At 37.6% G+C, this 16,425-nt stretch carries 10 protein-coding genes; 6 read left to right on the forward strand and 4 right to left on the reverse strand.

The features are described 5' to 3' along the window. Positions 1-15: 15 nt before the first annotated feature. Both ACNSN2_RS17265 and ACNSN2_RS17270 read right to left on the reverse strand, forming a co-directional pair. Positions 16-3,180, reverse strand: coding sequence for a glycoside hydrolase family 88 protein (locus ACNSN2_RS17265; protein ID WP_418609542.1), 3,165 nt, complete (start codon positions 3,178-3,180; stop codon positions 16-18). A 213-nt stretch (positions 3,181-3,393) separates the two neighbouring features. Continuing rightward, on the reverse strand, positions 3,394-5,022 hold the full coding sequence (locus tag ACNSN2_RS17270; protein WP_418609540.1) for a sodium:solute symporter: 1,629 nt from the start codon (positions 5,020-5,022) through the stop codon (positions 3,394-3,396). Positions 5,023-5,268: 246 nt separating this feature from the next. Between ACNSN2_RS17270 and ACNSN2_RS17275 the strand changes: the two genes are divergently transcribed. The 4 genes from ACNSN2_RS17275 (at position 5,269) to ACNSN2_RS17290 (ending at position 8,541) form a co-directional block, all read left to right on the forward strand. Further along, positions 5,269-6,000 carry a FadR/GntR family transcriptional regulator gene (locus tag ACNSN2_RS17275; protein WP_010389180.1) on the forward strand — a complete coding sequence of 244 codons (732 nt, stop codon included), beginning with the start codon at positions 5,269-5,271 and terminating at the stop codon, positions 5,998-6,000. Between the two features lie 40 nt (positions 6,001-6,040). Next, positions 6,041-6,820 carry an SDR family NAD(P)-dependent oxidoreductase gene (locus tag ACNSN2_RS17280; RefSeq protein WP_033103086.1) on the forward strand — a complete coding sequence of 260 codons (780 nt, stop codon included), beginning with the start codon at positions 6,041-6,043 and terminating at the stop codon, positions 6,818-6,820. Between the two features lie 98 nt (positions 6,821-6,918). Next, complete coding sequence (locus ACNSN2_RS17285; protein WP_010389178.1) at positions 6,919-7,626, forward strand: sulfite exporter TauE/SafE family protein; 708 nt, start codon at positions 6,919-6,921, stop codon at positions 7,624-7,626. Between the two features lie 39 nt (positions 7,627-7,665). Continuing rightward, positions 7,666-8,541, forward strand: coding sequence for an SMP-30/gluconolactonase/LRE family protein (locus ACNSN2_RS17290; protein WP_054201300.1), 876 nt, complete (start codon positions 7,666-7,668; stop codon positions 8,539-8,541). 4 nt (positions 8,542-8,545) lie between these two features. Here the strand turns inward: ACNSN2_RS17290 and ACNSN2_RS17295 are convergent, their stop codons facing one another. Beyond that, positions 8,546-9,973 (reverse strand): diguanylate cyclase domain-containing protein, encoded by a 1,428-nt coding sequence (locus ACNSN2_RS17295; protein WP_418609536.1) that lies wholly within the window; start codon positions 9,971-9,973, stop codon positions 8,546-8,548. A 223-nt stretch (positions 9,974-10,196) separates the two neighbouring features. Here ACNSN2_RS17295 and ACNSN2_RS17300 point away from each other — a divergent pair, with 223 nt between their 5' ends. Then, on the forward strand, positions 10,197-11,090 hold the full coding sequence (locus ACNSN2_RS17300; RefSeq protein WP_010389173.1) for a cation diffusion facilitator family transporter: 894 nt from the start codon (positions 10,197-10,199) through the stop codon (positions 11,088-11,090). A gap of 41 nt (positions 11,091-11,131) precedes the next feature. On the opposite strand, the gene ACNSN2_RS17305 is transcribed toward ACNSN2_RS17300, so the two are convergent. Continuing rightward, on the reverse strand, positions 11,132-15,586 hold the full coding sequence (locus ACNSN2_RS17305; protein ID WP_418611348.1) for an EAL domain-containing protein: 4,455 nt from the start codon (positions 15,584-15,586) through the stop codon (positions 11,132-11,134). Between the two features lie 204 nt (positions 15,587-15,790). Here ACNSN2_RS17305 and ACNSN2_RS17310 point away from each other — a divergent pair, with 204 nt between their 5' ends. Further along, entirely contained in the window at positions 15,791-16,345 is a 555-nt protein-coding gene (locus tag ACNSN2_RS17310; RefSeq protein ID WP_054201297.1) for an isochorismatase family protein, read from the forward strand. The last annotated feature ends 80 nt before the right edge of the window (positions 16,346-16,425 follow it).

Raw genomic sequence — 16,425 nt, forward strand, 5'->3', positions numbered from 1 at the left:
ATGAACTAGGGCTGATTACTCAACCACAATCCCAACAGCGTCTAAGTAGTAGTCAGTCCAGCTATTATATTGTCCTTGTAACCACATAATGACTTTATGTTTGTCGGAATTGACTATCATAGGGCGTAAATTTTCATTGTTTTTATCATGCGTTAACTGTTCCCATTGAATACTTTTAGTATCATCATCAAGCCCAATGTGTGCGCTAAATATTTGATGCGGCATTGCTAAAGACTCACCCGTAGTCGGATTCACATTACTTGAAATAACCACATGAGTAGGGTCGCTAGGATCCACAGTGATTAAGCCTGTATAACTGGCCTCACGGTCATATAAACGGCTTCCTGCAAACGCAACTTCACGGTCATGCCATTTTTTGCCATCCCAAGATGCAATACGATAACGCTGATCTAGATTATTTAAGTAATAAGTATAAGCAACGTGTGGGTAGCCTTTATCATCAAAAGCCACTGAGCTTGTCCATGCACTTTTTTCAACACTTAAATCAACGCCACGGAAGTTGCCGCCGCCACCTTGAAATAATTTCTCTGCTTCAGATGGTTTTAATGGCCCATCCTTTTTAAGGTTTTTAATTAATGTGCCATCCACGTTATAGAAATTACCTTTTCTAAACTCAGAATAATAAATGCTGTTACCAAAGTCGCGAGGGTGGGCATCAGTGAATGACAAACCTATTGTGTCTTTGCTATTCCCTGCATAGCGTGCATACGGTCTTTGTACGCCAGGGACTTCATTTTGAATTAGATGAACATGTTCATCGCTCCAGGTAGCACCATCGTCTTTTGATGTAACATACGTTGGATTCCAATCAATACCGCGATAAAGGTTATAAAGTGTTCCTTCATCGGGTAAGTCGTATAAGTTCATGTAGGTTACGTTGGCAGGACTTTGTATCGTTTTCTCTTCGCCCCAACTTAAAAAATTGTCAGAATTTGAAATACGGTAGTAATGTACTTTTTCACTATTATGACGTGCGTAAACGCTTAATACACTGCCATCAGGACGCGCATAAAATACCGGTGAGTTATGATCATCATGGTCAAATTTAGTTTTTAATGTGGTACGACCGAGTAGTTGCTTTTTATCAAGGTCGTAGACACCTACCGCAGCGTCACCCACACCATTGCCAGCAACGCTACCGATAATTAATTTACCGTTTTGGATAATGGCGCGGGGATCTTGAAACCAACACCACCCTGCATTATGCATTAACGTTTGAATTGTATTGTGAGCGACGTGTTTTTTTGGTTTTTCATCTTCAAGTAGTTTATACACTTCACTACCGGCTGCTAAAAATGCCCCAACACCATACACTTCAGTGTAATCTGGAAATGAATCTCCAGGAGCTGCGCCTACAGGTTGTACGAAGGCTAGCATGCCATCATCGGTAACTGAACCTGAAATCGCACGCCATGCTTTCATTAATGCAGGGCGATACGTTTCTTTATCAAGGTAGCCATTATTGATACCCCATGCTAAACCAAATGCGTAGAATGATGTACCACTGGTTTCTTTGATGGGATAACCTTGTGTACCACCAAGTAAACCCATAGACCATGTGCCATCTTCACGTTGTATTTCAATTAAACGTGCGGCCATCTTTTTATATAAATTAATGTAAAAGTCACGTTTTTCCCAAGTCACTGGTAAGTCCGGAATCATCAGTGCTAATCCACCAAATACCCAGCCATTGCCACGAGCCCAAAAAACGTCTTCGCCATTTTTTTCGTGTTTATCAAAGAAACTAGAATCACGCCAAAATAGCTGACCTTTCTTACTCCACAATAGGTCGTATGTTGCTTTATACTCTTGGTGCATAAAGTCTAAATACTTTTCTTCACCGGTAATTTTAGCTAAACGTGCCCATACAGGCGGTGCCATAAATAATGCATCACACCAGCCCCAACGATCATGGGCATGGGTATTTTCAGCAAGCCAATCAAGAGTGCCGGTTTTTGGGTGAGCCAAAATCCAGTCAAATTGCTTACGGGTGGGTTCGAGCATTTTTGGCTGATGGAAGTCTTCGTATAAAGACAGATAAAATTGACCTACCGTGTGATCATCGGCATGATAAGGGCGTTGGTGTAGAGCCCAGTCATTTCGCTGACCAATTTCCATTAAAAAGTTTGTATATTTATCATCATCAGCAATTTTACGCCATTCGTTCATACCCGCGTAAAGGGCACCATGATGCCACTCTAAATCATGATATTGTTCGCGATTCATCCACTGGGGTGGTTTGCGTGGTAGTGCGCGGTATTTACCTTCTTCTGCAAAATTTGCAATTTGCCAGTCTGCTACTTTTTGCGTTAGTGACTTTACAGATTCTGCGGTTACTTGTGTGTTTTTATCTTTGGCTAAATAGTTACTCGCATAATCTTGCCATTGTTTGGAGGTTGTTATGTCACCCGCTTTAGACCAAGCAAACCCTCCATAATAGGTAATTTCACCCGCTTTATTCGTCTGCGCAACAAGCAGAGCATGCGAGCGATCTTTCTTATCACTTTGTTGTAAAATATAGTGAGTGTGGGTAAATTTAGGCAATAAAACAGATGTGCCTACTTGGCTGCCATCAATAGTTTCCCATGTTGTTATTGCATCACCTTCAGAGTTGACATGTGTCTGTGCTTTACCATCATGGGTAGTGACCCCCACAGCAACTTTAAGCTGTATGGGTTTACCATTGTGTGTAAATTGACTTTGTACTTTATAAAATTGGCTACCTTTTTCCAGTGTGTAGCGTTTTTTCTCGGTGATGTCTTGATCGGTATACTGGTAAGTGAGCTCAAAAACGACTTTATCAGCGGTTTTTTCTATTATTGAATAATCAGTATACACATTGGGCTGTATCAGTCTGTCGCTCTTATCGGCATTTTCATCCCATAAGGCCATTGAGCCGCAGCCTAATGAATTACCAACATGATAAGGGTCGTAACCTTCACCATGATCTGCATGATAAGAGATACCTTCTCGTTCTCCTTCATACCATTTATTAATAATTGGGTAATCAACGCGTTTAAGCCAGCAGTCAGTGCCACTATTTTCTACCGAATCTTTTAAAGCAGGCCCATAAACGCGAAATGCAACCTTGTCATTTTCAAATGCAAAGTCGTCCATACGCTCAGGAACAAAGCGTGCTTCTACGCTTTTTTGGGGCATTATTGAGGAGCAGCTACTGAGTAATACTAGAGAACTTATGGATGCAATTTTAAGCAGAGTGTTCATCATCACCTCTTTATGACTGTTCATTAATTTGCACTGAGGCTAACAACACGAGAGGAAGCTACCTTGCCTAATTAATGAGAGTCCTTATCTGTATGCAAAAAAGGGGTGATAACACCCCCTATAAACGTGGGAACAACTAATTAAGTTTTACCAAAAGCGATAGTAAATAAACGTAGTGATACCGATGATCCCCGCAGTATGAATGTAATCCCACTTATCTAATCCGGCAGCTACTTCTTTTAATGTGGCTTTATCAAGACTTGAGAAGGTTAAACCTTTGAGTTGTTCATTACTGGCAGGTTTTGTGAAAATACTCACTACAATCATCAGCACAACAACCACAACAAATAATAAAATACAGTAGTACAACCAGTTCATATCGGTGATCCACGCAAATGATGAACCAGCTAAATTATCTTTAAATGGCAGTAACACTAAGCGGATCATACCCAGTACAAAACCAGACACTAAACCAGCAAAGCCAGCTGCGGGGGTGATACGTTTACTACATAAACCTAATAAAAATACAGCAGCAATACCTGGCGCGATTAGTGACTGCACGCTTTGCAGGTATTCATAGAGCACATCTGCAATTAAGCTCATTATGGGTATCCATAATAGGCCTAAAATTACAATGGCTACGGTTGCCAAGCGACCTACTTTTAACAGGTGTTTTTCGCTTGATTCAGGTTTGAACTTTTTATAAAAATCGATAGTAAATAAGGTGGCTGATGAGTTAAATAACGAGGCTAACGAGCTCATTAATGCGGCAACTAGGCCACCAATTACGATGCCTTTAACACCTGAGGGGAGTAACTCGGCAACCAAAGTAGGAAACGCTTGATCGGCACTGTCATAGCTAATAATACCTTTTGCTTTTAATGCATAAGCGATCATTCCTGGTACTAAAAAGATGAAAATAGGCAATAACTTTAAGTAACCTGCAAACATAGTACCGCGACGCGCTTCTTTAATACCTTTCGCTGAGAGTACACGTTGTACAATATATTGGTCAGTACACCAATACCAAAAACCAATAATGAATGAACCAAAAATGATGCCCGGCCATGGGAACTCGGTATCTGAGGCGCTACGGATTAAATGCATATTTATATCATTTAAGCGTTCAACCTCTGACCAGCCACCGACTTTATCCAAACCAACAACTAATATAACCACAGAGCCAATGATCAACACAGGGGTTTGTAGCACCGAGGTCCACATTATCGCTTTCATACCACCGAGTACGGTATAGATACCGGTGATCACCACTAAGCCAATAGCGGATATCCAGAAAAAGTCGATGCCCCAAATGCTTTCGATACCTAAAATAGTTTTAAACGCGATACCACCGGCATAAACAGTCACTGCTACTTTGGTGAGTACATAACTGATTAATGAGATAACCGACAAAAAAGTACGTGATTTAGAATTAAAACGACGCTCTAAAAATTCCGGCATAGTATAAACTTTACTACTCCAGTAAAAAGGCACAAACACCCAACCAAGTAATAATATTATCCACGATTGCATTTCCCAATGCGCTAACGCCATGCCTGATTGTGCACCTGCACCAGATAAGCCAACTAAATGCTCAGAGCCAATGTTTGAGGCAAAGATTGACGCACCAATGACTAGCCAACTCGCATTACGCCCGGCTAAAAAATAATCTGTAGTATCTTCTTCTTTTTGTCTCATTGAGACGATGACTACAGCTAAGAGCAAGACAAAGAATCCTGCGAGCACGAGCCAGTCTAATGTACTTAATTCGATCATTTTTGATTCCATTTAAGCCCGAAAGTAACTTTCGGGTAATTTGTGTGTGATAAAAATATTATAATACAAATTTGTTAAATGAAAGAAATTTGTTAAAAATTGATGGTCGTTTTAACTTCTGTGTTTTTATAATTCAGAATTAAAGCAAAGATAAAATAATATGCAGGAAAATTGTAAAATATTTGCCTGATGACGCGGTAAATTTATAGTAGTATCATACAATAAGTATTTTTAAAGGAACTGTTTATGGCACGCATTGAAAATTTAAATTTGTCGCAACAGGTAACCAATGAGTTGGGTAAAGCCATTATTAATGGTCATTATACAGCTGAAACGGGTTTACCAACCGAAGCAAAGTTATGTGAAGAGTATGGCATTAGTCGTACTGCTGTTCGTGAAGCAGTTAAAATGCTTGCAGCAAAAGGTCTTATATCGTCACGTCCTCGTCAAGGAATACGTGTAGAGCCTGCTAATACTTGGAATTTATACGATACCAGCGTTTTAAAATGGCTTCTTGAGAGTAGTCCAACTCTTTATGTGTTAAAAGAGTTTTTACAGGTACGCTTGGCGATAGAACCACAAGCTGCGGCGTTAGCAGCAAAACGAGCAGATAAAGATGCTATTGCAGAGATTGCTGTTGCGCTAGAAAAAATGCAAGCAGCTGCTGATGCACCTGATGGTGAAATTCATGAGGCAGATTTAGCGTTTCATACCGCTATTTTATTTGCTAGCGGAAACCGTTTTTTCTTTCAATTACGTGATTTCATCCGTACGGCATTAAATGTAAGTATTCAACACACAACACCCGCAAAAGGAAGCAAGAAGGCCATTGCTGATGAACACTTTAAAGTGTATCAAGCCATATTAAATGGTGAGGCTGAGCGGGCTAAAAACATGATGACCTACATGATTGATGAAGCAATGTCATTTATTGAAAAAGAAATTGCAGAAAAAGAGTCACAAAACGCATCAAAATAATCACATTTATTAATGAATTATCTTAATACTTAAGGAAATCATGCCAGTCTCAACAACACACACAACAAGTTATCCAAGCCTCGCTGGTAAAAGTGTTTTTATTACCGGCGGTGCAACAGGGATCGGCGAAGTCATGGTAAAACGTTTTTGTGAACAAGGTGCAAAAGTAACCTTTGTTGATATAGCAAAAGAGCAAGGAAGGCAACTATGTGACTCAGTTGCCGGTCAATATTGTTATGACCCTAAGTTCATATATTGTGATATTCGAGAGATAGAACAGTTAAAAGCTGCCATCAAAACGACGGGCAAAACACAAGGGGAGATCAGTGTATTGATAAACAATGCTGCTGACGATACTCGCCATGTTGCCGATAGCATGAGTGTTGAATACTGGGATGATAAGTTAGCCGTTAACTTACGGCCTTGTTTTTTTTCGGCGCAGGCCGTAGCTCCGCAAATGCAACGAATTGGTGGTGGTAGCATTATTAATATGGGCTCAGTGAGCTGGCGTATTAAGCAAACGGGCATGCCGGCTTATACGACCGCTAAAGCAGGAATTGAAGGGTTAACTCGCTCATTAGCTGCGACTTATGGTAAAGATAATATTCGTATTAATACGTTAGTGCCAGGGTGGGTTATGACTGAACGGCAAATAACCCATTGGTTAACTCCCGAAATGATCGAAGATGTAAGACATAATCAATGTATAAATGAAACATTGCAGGCCGATGATATTGTTAATGCGGCTCTTTTCTTAGCCGCAGATGATAGTAAAATGATGACTGCACAATCATTAGTTGTTGATGCCGGTTGGACTTAAAGTTAAAGAAAAAAATTTACCTAACCTCAATCATATTATAATATTAGAATAATCTTTTCTGATAAGTAGTTTAACCCAGTGAATAAGGTAGAAACGCATTGCCCGATATCGTATTAGTTTATTTTATATTAATAATTGGTGCATGCTTACAGTGCGTTATTGGTTTTGGACTAGGGTTATTGTGTGCGCCAATTTTATACTGGCTTATGCCAGAGTTAGTACCCGGACCAATGATTTTAAATGCCTTGTTGATCACTTCTATTCTTGCTATTAAGCATCGCGGTGCAATAGATTTAAAGCACACAGGATATTCAATTTTTGGTGGCGCCGTAGGGGTATTAATTGCTGCGAGTGTTATGTTGCAAGTAGACCCTCATCAGTATCGTATTTTACTTGGGTGTTGTTTATTAATTGCAGTTGGGCTATCGCTCACAGGTTGGTCGCCTAAGCTTACTTTTATCTCTAATGTACTTGCATCACTTGCATCTGGTTTTATTGGCACCACCACATCAGCAGGAGGCGCTCCGATGGGGCTACTCTATCAAGCGCAAAACAAAGATAAAATTAAAGCTAATTTAAGCATCTTCTTTGTGTTTATTAATCTGTTTGGTATTACGGCTTTGCTGGTTACTGGTACAGCAGACTCGAATGACTTACTTCTATTTATTAAATGCCTACCAGCTATTCTAATTGGCTGGGGATTGTCATACTTTCTAAATAATAAAATCAACGAGCAATCTATTCGAATTTTAATTATTGTGGTTGCAACGTTTTCAGGTCTAGCACTGATTTTCTTTCAACGTTAAGATGATGATATTAACTCGCAAGCTGTATTAGGTTAAGTAATGGAAGTTAATTCGGTTAAAATGATTATTCCTTGCCAATGTTTACTAGGTGAAGGACCATATTACAGCGAATCACGGAAATGTTTATTTTGGGTCGATATTTTAGACAAGTTGCTTTACCGTTTTGATCTTCAGCAGCAAACTGTTTCTCGATATCCGATGGAGCAAGCTATTTGTTGGGTTATGGAGACTACGGAACAGCGTTTGATCGCAGGTTTTGAACGCGGTATTTATTACCTTGATAACAGCACATTCCAACCTATAGAGCTTTACTCTCTTTCCAATCTTGCTATAAATAATCGTTTAAATGATGCGAAAACAGATAGAAACGGATATGTGTTTTTTGGCACCATGGATAAATATGAACAACAAAGCACTGGAGCGCTTTATCGTTTTGGTCATCAACAGGCACCAACAATTGTTGACAGTAATTATATGATCAGTAATGGACCTGCAATAAGTAAAAATGGACGCATCTTATATTCAACAGAATCATCCACCAGAACTATCTATCAATTTGATTTAAGTGAACAAGGTGAGCTTAGCAACAAGCGAGAATTTATAAAATTTGACGAGGCAATGGGTTTTCCCGATGGTATGACAGTCGATAATGATAACCACTTATGGGTTGCATCATGGAATGGTTCTGGACTTTATCGTTTCTCACCACAAGGAAAATATGTTCAGTTTTATAAATTACCAGCTCCAAGAGTAACGAGCCTTACCTTTATGGGAGATGATTTAGATACGATAGCCGTAACTACAGCCCGCACTGGTTTAGATAAAGAGGCACTAGAACAGTTTCCTTACAGTGGAGGTCTTTTTATTATCACAGTACCCGTTAAAGGAATAGCAGAAACACCTGCTCATTTATGATTGTTTATTCTTCAAAAGTACATGCTTTATTACGTCCTGAATCTTTTGCTAAATAAAGAGCTTTATCTGCTACTTTTATAAGCGTTTCACTTGTGGATGCTTTAGTTACTAAGCAAGTAGTATATCCTATGCTTATTGTTAGTTTATTACTCACACTTGAATAATCATGTGCAATTTTCAGAGATTTAATTTTTTGCTGTATTAATGTCGTAAAGTGCTCGCATTGCTCTAGCCCAGTGAAGGGTAAAATTATGGCAAACTCTTCGCCTCCGTATCGAGCTGCTAAATCTCCCTCACGCTTACATAAACCGCTTAATGCGCTTGCTACTTGTTTTAATGCGTCATCCCCTTTTTGGTGACCATAATTATCGTTATAGCGTTTGAAAAAGTCGATATCACATATAATTAAGCTAACGGGTTGGTTATGCCTTGCGCAGCGTTTAATTTCACTTTTGAGTGTAGCATCAAAAAAACGGCGATTAGCAATATTAGTTAGCGCATCGGTATTCGCTAATTTATTGAGCTTTATATTGGCGTTAATTAATTGCTGTTGGGTTAACTGTAGCTTTTTTTTATAGTTAATATTTTTAAGTGCATTATTAATGATTTCGCCTACGAGCTTTATTCTAATTAAATCTATTTTGCTCCAATTACGTTTTGTTTTAACACAATCACAACCAATAAAGCCTACTAGCTCTTCATCAAAACGTAGGCCTATGCACAGAACAGATTGAATATTTTGCTCTTTAAATTCAGCTTTTTCAGCGTCGGCTTTTGTTGGTAATTGTTCAATATCATTCACTTGAAATAGATGGCTCTCATTCATTATTTCAAAAAAGTAGGGTAGCTCAACTTTGGGTACATTTTGTAGTCTGTCTTTGCAAGCGATAATACCCGTATTGACCCATTCGTGAGTATTGGTGATAGTTTCGTTGTCGGTGTTGAATTCAAATAAATAACTGCGGTCTGCCTTCAGTACAGTGCCAATGGCTTTAAGGGCAAAGTTAATTTGCTGGTCTATATTGTCATTTTGTATATCAATAAGTTTGGTAGAAATTTTAGAGATAATTTGATCAAAGTTATATTGTTCTGTAATTGTACGATCTTGCTCTAAAGTGATCATAGACACAGAGTCATTAACTATTGAATGATTAACATTTAAAAGCTGCGGCGAAAATTCACACTCTAATAAAACTGCTGTGATATTTGATGAAAATAATTGCTCAATGGTTATCACCGTATCATCATTAAAGTCGCGAAGAGTAATATTATTAAAAACATCGTTACTAACAGCGTCATCACTATTTATATTAAGTAGTGTTTTAGCATGTTGGTTTAACGTGTAGTGATGCGTTTTATTATCATAAGCAATAACGGCTAAATTAATTAGATTAAAAATCTGCCAAATTGTATTGTTTGAGTCATGGCTCACTTGTTTCTCCGCATTAAAATATGAAAACTACCCATATTTATGAATTAATTATTATTTTTGTATCCGCTTAGTTATTTTTAGTACAGTTTTTTGTATTTTACTAAGTTTTTAGTGCGTTTATTTGGCCTACGTATTACAATTGTGATTGTATATCATTACGTATTTCCCAATTTGCTTTATTTCATGAGCTTACTTCGTTTTCAGTAAAGGCCTTTTATATTTCATGACAGAAATAACTACACATCACGCCTCCCGTCGCCGTCTATTAATTGCACTTGCAATTACCTGTTCGTTTATGGTTATTCAGCTTATAGGTGCTTATTATGCTAATTCACTGGCTGTTCTTGCTGATGCAGGCCACTTATTTGTTCATAACAGTTCGCTATTTATAGCACTTATTGCCTCAAGCTTCGCTATTCATCTGGCTAAAACTTACAACGACGGTCACCAAAAAGCTGAATTAATCGGTGGTCTGATCAACGGAATTCTCTATCTAGCCATTAGTTTACTTATTTTGTATGAGGGAGCTGAGCGCTTTATGCATCATAAAGGTGGGCATGAGTTGGTTATAAATAGTTATTTAATGTCGGTGATTGCTGCTATTGGTTTTTTATTTCATGGTGCGGCAGCATGGGTGCTGTATAAAGGCCGTAAGGCTAGTATTAATGTGTATGCGGTATTTTTACATTCGTTTTTTGATTTAATATCAACGGTCTCTACTTTTGCTGCCGGTGTACTCATTTATATAACAGGCTGGAATGTAATTGATATTTTATCGAGTATGTTAATTGCATCATTTGTATTGTTTACGGGTATTAAGGTCATTGTTAGCTGTATCAAAGGGCTGCATTCGAATAAAGCGAAGTTACCTGATGTTGCTGATATCGAAACAGAAATAACGACTATGGAGCATGTAGCAAATGTGCACAATGTGACTGTTGTTCGTAAAAATAAAAAGGTGATAGTGGGGGCTCATGTGGTGTTAAAGCAGCATTGCACTATAGAAAAGCATGATGAAGAGTGTCGCTTAAAAGTAATCAAACTGCTTGCAGATAAATTTAATGTACGTAATAGTGTTCTTCAAATCGAAAGCTATGAATGCAAGCACATACATTAATAAATTAACCTAAAAGCGACTTGGTTAAGCTGTTTTTAGGTTTATATTAAATTAATAATCTTTTCAAAGCATGCAGGGCTCATTAAATCGCTAGCACTCATAGGACGTGCGAAGTAGTAGCCCTGTAGCTTATGACAACCTATGTTCGTTAAAAAATCTAGTTGCTCCCGCGTCTCTACCCCTTCAGCAATACAATATAGCTCTAAGTTTTCAGCAAGCGAGTAAATTGTTTTAATAATCGATTCGTCACCTTTATCTATGCCGATACTATTTACAAAACTTTGGTCAATTTTTATTACGTTAATTGGAAATTGGCTCAAATAAGTGAGTGATGAATAGCCAGTACCAAAATCATCTAGAAACAGCTTAAACCCTGCAGCTTGAAGACTTTTAAGTTGTTTAGCTGCTTTGTGCTTATCTTCTAACAGCGTGTTTTCTGTAATTTCAAGACGTATTTGCTGTGGCTTGATGTTGGCTTTTTCAAGTATAGCGCTCAGTCGCTGGGTTATATTAGCCTTTAAAATATGTTTTGGTGATACATTTAACGAAATATAAAACAGTGGGTTAACGCTAAGAATAGGCGCAAGCTCTGTAATTGCACGTTGCAATGCTTGCTCAGTAAGCATATCAATTAAGCCTGTTTCTTCTGCTACCGGTATAAATAAAGCCGGAGAGATTAGTTTTCCTTGGTTTTCCCAGCGCATCAATAATTCAACACCACTTATTGTTTTATCTTTTGTATTAACTACTGGCTGGTAATGGTTAAAAAACTGATTATCTTTTGCTGCGTCTTTTAAGTCATTTTCAAGGATAAGCTTTTGTTTGATTTGCTCATTCATTTTTTCATTAAAGAACTGAAATCCATTTCGCCCTGCTTGTTTTGCATGCATCATAGCGATATCTGCATTACGTATTAAGGCATCTGTTGAGTTTGCATCATGGGGGTACAAGGCAATACCAATGCTGGCAGATATATTAATAGAAAAGTCTTCAATAATAACTTTACTTGCCAGCTCACTACTCATTTCGTTAAGTGTATGCTGCAGTGAAGACATAGAAGTAATGTTCTCGATTAATACTAAAAATTCATCACCACTTTGACGGCCAAAGGTCGCATGGTCGCCCAGATATAAGCCAACTCGCTCGGTAATGTTGCACAGTAATTTATCGCCCACGGCATGTCCAAACGAATCATTTACAGGTTTGAACTTATCTAAATCTATAAATATAACCGCACATTGCAAGTCGTTTTTAGCGGCTTTTGTAATGGCATTTTCAATTTTTTGATTCATTAAACTACGATTAGGTAGCCCGGTTAACGCATCATAGTTGGCCAAATAACGTAGCTCATTCTCAGCACGCTTTTGTTCGGTTAAATCTGTTATAACAATAACATAATAGCCAACTTTACCTTCTTCATTAGCGACAGCTGTGGCACTTAAATGAATAGGATGCTGCTGTGCTTTTGTAGTATTAACATAGGCATTTGTTCGCCAATTCTCTTTGGGTTGCAGTGCCTTTAATGTGGCTGCAAATTCTTTACATTTGGTTTGCCCAATGGCTTTGATAAATAGCTCTGAGGTAACAGCTCCCTCATCACCATCATCAGAAAATACCTCCATAAAGCTATTATTAGCTGAAAAAGGCATTAGATTTTCGTCTAGGATAAGTAAAAAGTCATTGATTTGGCTAAATGCTTCACCGAGTATTTTTGCTTGCTGTTCGTTTGCTAACTGCTCAGTAATATTAGTAAAAATACCAGATACATATTCAGGCTTTTTAGTGTCTTGATTATAAATAATTTGCCCTAAGTCATGAAACCACAACCAATGACCATCTTTATGGCGTAACCGGTAAGTCGCTTGCCAGTCTTGCGACTGAGTCTGTTTTATAAATGTATCCCACTTGCTTTGTATTCTGCGGCGCTCATCAGGATGCATAATATTAAAAAAGCTTTGTATATTAATGCGCTCAGGCAAGTCTTCAAAGCCTAACTCCATACCTCTAGCTGTGTTTACAGTATTGTCTGCAAAGCTATAGTTCCAAACACCACTTTTATTGCTTTTTAGTGCGAGCTCAGTTTGAGTTTTAGAGTGAATAGCTGCACGGTGGGCGCGCTCAATTGCTATTTTACGGCTACGGTATTGCCAAAAAAATAAAAACAGAATTATGGTCACAGCAAGGAAGTAGCATGCATAAGCGAGAGGAGACTGCCAAGGTGCATAGGCGACGCTAAATTTAAGCCTTACAGGTTCGCTAGTAACGACTCCATTACGCTGCTGAGTTGATACTGATAATACATAATCACCAGGTTGTAATTTAGTAAAAAACACCTGGTTAGATTTTAAATCGTTATAGCTCAATGATGAGGGGCCAGTAAGCTCTACTCGGTAGAAGGTCTTACTTATATTTTTATAGTCAAAATTAGAAAACCGAACCGTTAACCCCATATCATCATGCTTTAGTTTTAACGGTTCATTACGATATTTTTCAGGTGTATAATTGAGCGTCTCTGAAAATAAATTGATATTGGTAATTGCTAACTTGCTTTGGGTGTTTTGTTGTTTACTCTTAAATTGATCGGGGTCAAACTGAAGTACACCGCTACGATTACCAAACACGAGTTCATTATTTTGCAATTTAAGTGCTGCAAGTGCAGTAAAATGATTGCTACTTAGGCCATCTTTTATTGTATAAGTTGTTACGTTTAATGAATCTAAATTAAGTTTATACAGTCCGTTGTCAGAACTAACCCATAAAAAATCATTATCATCGGCAATAAGCTCAAAAATAGAGTTAGTATTTAATGAATTGTTTTTATTAAAAGTATGAACTTGCTCGTATGTTTCAGCGTTAACGGCAATTAAGCCTTCTTGTGTTGTAGCTAACCACAGTAGTTCTCGTTTTGCATCGTAGTAATAATTCTCGACCGTATGGTACAGGTTCTTTTTTGCCGTTTTAGATTTAAAAATAGCAGTTAAAGTGCCCGTTGCTTCGTTATACCTATAAAAAGTGTCAGAGGTACTTAAAAGTAGCTCGCCAGGGAACATCGTTGAAGGGGTATGGAATGCGTAAGCTTGTAAGGGCGATACAAGCTCTTTTAAGCCTTTTATAACTCTATTTTCACCAGAGTTACCGTCAAATATATAAAAGTTATCATTATTGATATAAGCAAACTTATCGGGCGCTACCTGAGTAATACCAAATAAATAGTCAGTATTTAGATTATGCTCGGTGATAAATTTGTTTTGTTCAAATGTTCCCGTTTCTTTGTTAAAAAGCTCGAGTCCAAAAAAAGTAGCTAGCCAAAGATAGTTCTCACCTTTATTGTTGGCAGGAAAAATATCACCAATTGCAGATAAACCATAAGCTGCTTTATTATCTTTAGATTGTAAAAATAAATCACTCGTTTTCGTTTTTGAGTTATAACGAACAAGTCCATCATCAGTGCCTATCCAGAGCAATTGCTGCGTATCTTGATATATAACATTTACAATATTATTTTCAGGCAGTGTAATTCTTTTAAACTTCTTAGTTTGTGCTGCCCACGTTAATACCCCGTGAGTTCGTGAGCCAAGCCATAACAAACCGGATTCATCAAACATAATATCGTTGATGGTGTTTTCTGTAATGTTGTAGCTACTATCTTTGAAGTTTAAAATAGCAGTGAGCTTTAAGGTTGCTCTATCAAACTCAAATAAACCACTTTCTGTAGCAATAAACTCACCATAGGGTGTGTTGACATAATCCCAAATATTATAGTCACTAATAAGTGTTGATACTGCAGTAGGATTTATATTTTTATTTTCATCAAAAGCAATCCGATACATTCCCTCAACCGTACCAACTAGCAACCCAAATTCTTGGTCTACTGATAAAAATTTTACGTTGTTACTATCGTTAGTAACTTTTTGTGTGTCGCTAAGTGTTGTTTGTTGGAGTTCGTTATTGATAAAACTGTAGTTATACAGGCCCTGATCGGAACCTATATATAAGGTGTTTTGATAAAGTGACAATGCACGGATAAACATATTTTCATCAGGCAAAGATGCGACGAGTGTTAATTGTTTTGATTTTTTATCAAACCGGTATACGTGCGAATCAATAGAAAAATAAAAGTGTGTAAGCTCCTCAACCACTGCAATAACGGGAGAGTATTTTTCTTGGTCTTGGTTTAAATGACCTGAGTATATTTGTTTAGCCTTTAAGCTACTTGGATCAATTAAATAGCTACCTGCAAGTTGTGTGCTTACAAGTATGCTACCGTTATTGGTTTTGTACATATTAATAATGTAGTTGTTTTTTAAATCTGTTTGGTTTTCGTAAGGCGTAACTTGATAGCCGTCGAACCGAAATAGCCCCTGTGTAGTTGCAATCCACACATAGCCAATATCATCTTGGACAGATTTTACAACAAAGCTTTGCGCCAATTGTTCGTTTTTGGATACGCGTTGTAATTGTTCAGAGTAAGTTTGTGAGGCAAAGCTCTGCTGCATGCAAACTAATAAAAATATGTAAACAACGAAGAAAAACTTACTCAAAAGCACTTACCTTTTTTAATTGCCAAGGTTGGTATTTAGAATTGCTGTAATATAACATGAGTTTAATTTAAAAATTACAAAAAGCACTATAAGTGTGAATTAATTGTTGCCCGCTTGTGGGTGTTAAAAGTCAATTTAACTAAAATGAAAGGACTACAAATGAATTTTAGAGAAAATATCAACTCAGAGCACAGCGTACTTTTAGTAATCGACTTACAAAGCAAACTAGCACCAGCTATATCTTCATTTAATACGACCTTAGAGTGTGCTTTACAGCTTGCAAATGCAAGTGCTATTCATCAAATTCCTTCAATAATTACAGAGCATTATAAAAAAGGACTAGGTGAAAGTGATGAGAAAATTAAGCAAGCTTTACCAAACGCGCAATATATCGAAAAAATAAATTTTAGTGCCTGCGCCGAAGAGGGGTTTTTAGATACTCTTTCGCAATTACAGCGCCCTCATGTGGTTGTTATTGGTACAGAAGCACATGTTTGTGTATTACAAACCTGTTTAGATTTACTACAACAAGGTTATGCAGTAACTGTTGCTACAGATGCAATAGCCTCAAGAAATGCAGATCATAAAGCCATTGCGGTTGAGCAGCTTCGTCAAGCCGGTGCAGTAGTATCATGTGCAGAGACAATAATATTTCAATGGACAAAAAAAGCAGGGACGTCTACTTTTAAACAAATACTATCAATTGTTAAGTAGCGCATTAAAAACATTTTTAAATCAACCTGAATTAGTAATGCTGGGCTTGATTTAAAATAAAAAATTGCGAGTTGTTAAGG

This window comes from Pseudoalteromonas sp. US3C1013 (genome assembly GCF_048401115.1).
In the GTDB taxonomy this organism is placed as follows: Bacteria; Pseudomonadota; Gammaproteobacteria; order Enterobacterales; family Alteromonadaceae; genus Pseudoalteromonas; species Pseudoalteromonas undina.

Bases quoted from the DNA above. Each gene is read 5' to 3' on its own strand.
- ACNSN2_RS17280 (WP_033103086.1), top strand. From the start codon at position 6,041: ATGCCAGTCTCAACAACACACACAACAAGTTATCCAAGCCTCGCTGGT.
- ACNSN2_RS17300 (WP_010389173.1), top strand. From the start codon at position 10,197: ATGACAGAAATAACTACACATCACGCCTCCCGTCGCCGTCTATTAATT.
- ACNSN2_RS17275 (WP_010389180.1), top strand. From the start codon at position 5,269: ATGGCACGCATTGAAAATTTAAATTTGTCGCAACAGGTAACCAATGAG.
- ACNSN2_RS17270 (WP_418609540.1), bottom strand. From the start codon at position 5,022: ATGATCGAATTAAGTACATTAGACTGGCTCGTGCTCGCAGGATTCTTT.
- ACNSN2_RS17305 (WP_418611348.1), bottom strand. From the start codon at position 15,586: ATGCAGCAGAGCTTTGCCTCACAAACTTACTCTGAACAATTACAACGC.
- ACNSN2_RS17290 (WP_054201300.1), top strand. From the start codon at position 7,666: ATGGAAGTTAATTCGGTTAAAATGATTATTCCTTGCCAATGTTTACTA.
- ACNSN2_RS17265 (WP_418609542.1), bottom strand. From the start codon at position 3,180: ATGCCCCAAAAAAGCGTAGAAGCACGCTTTGTTCCTGAGCGTATGGAC.
- ACNSN2_RS17310 (WP_054201297.1), top strand. From the start codon at position 15,791: ATGAATTTTAGAGAAAATATCAACTCAGAGCACAGCGTACTTTTAGTA.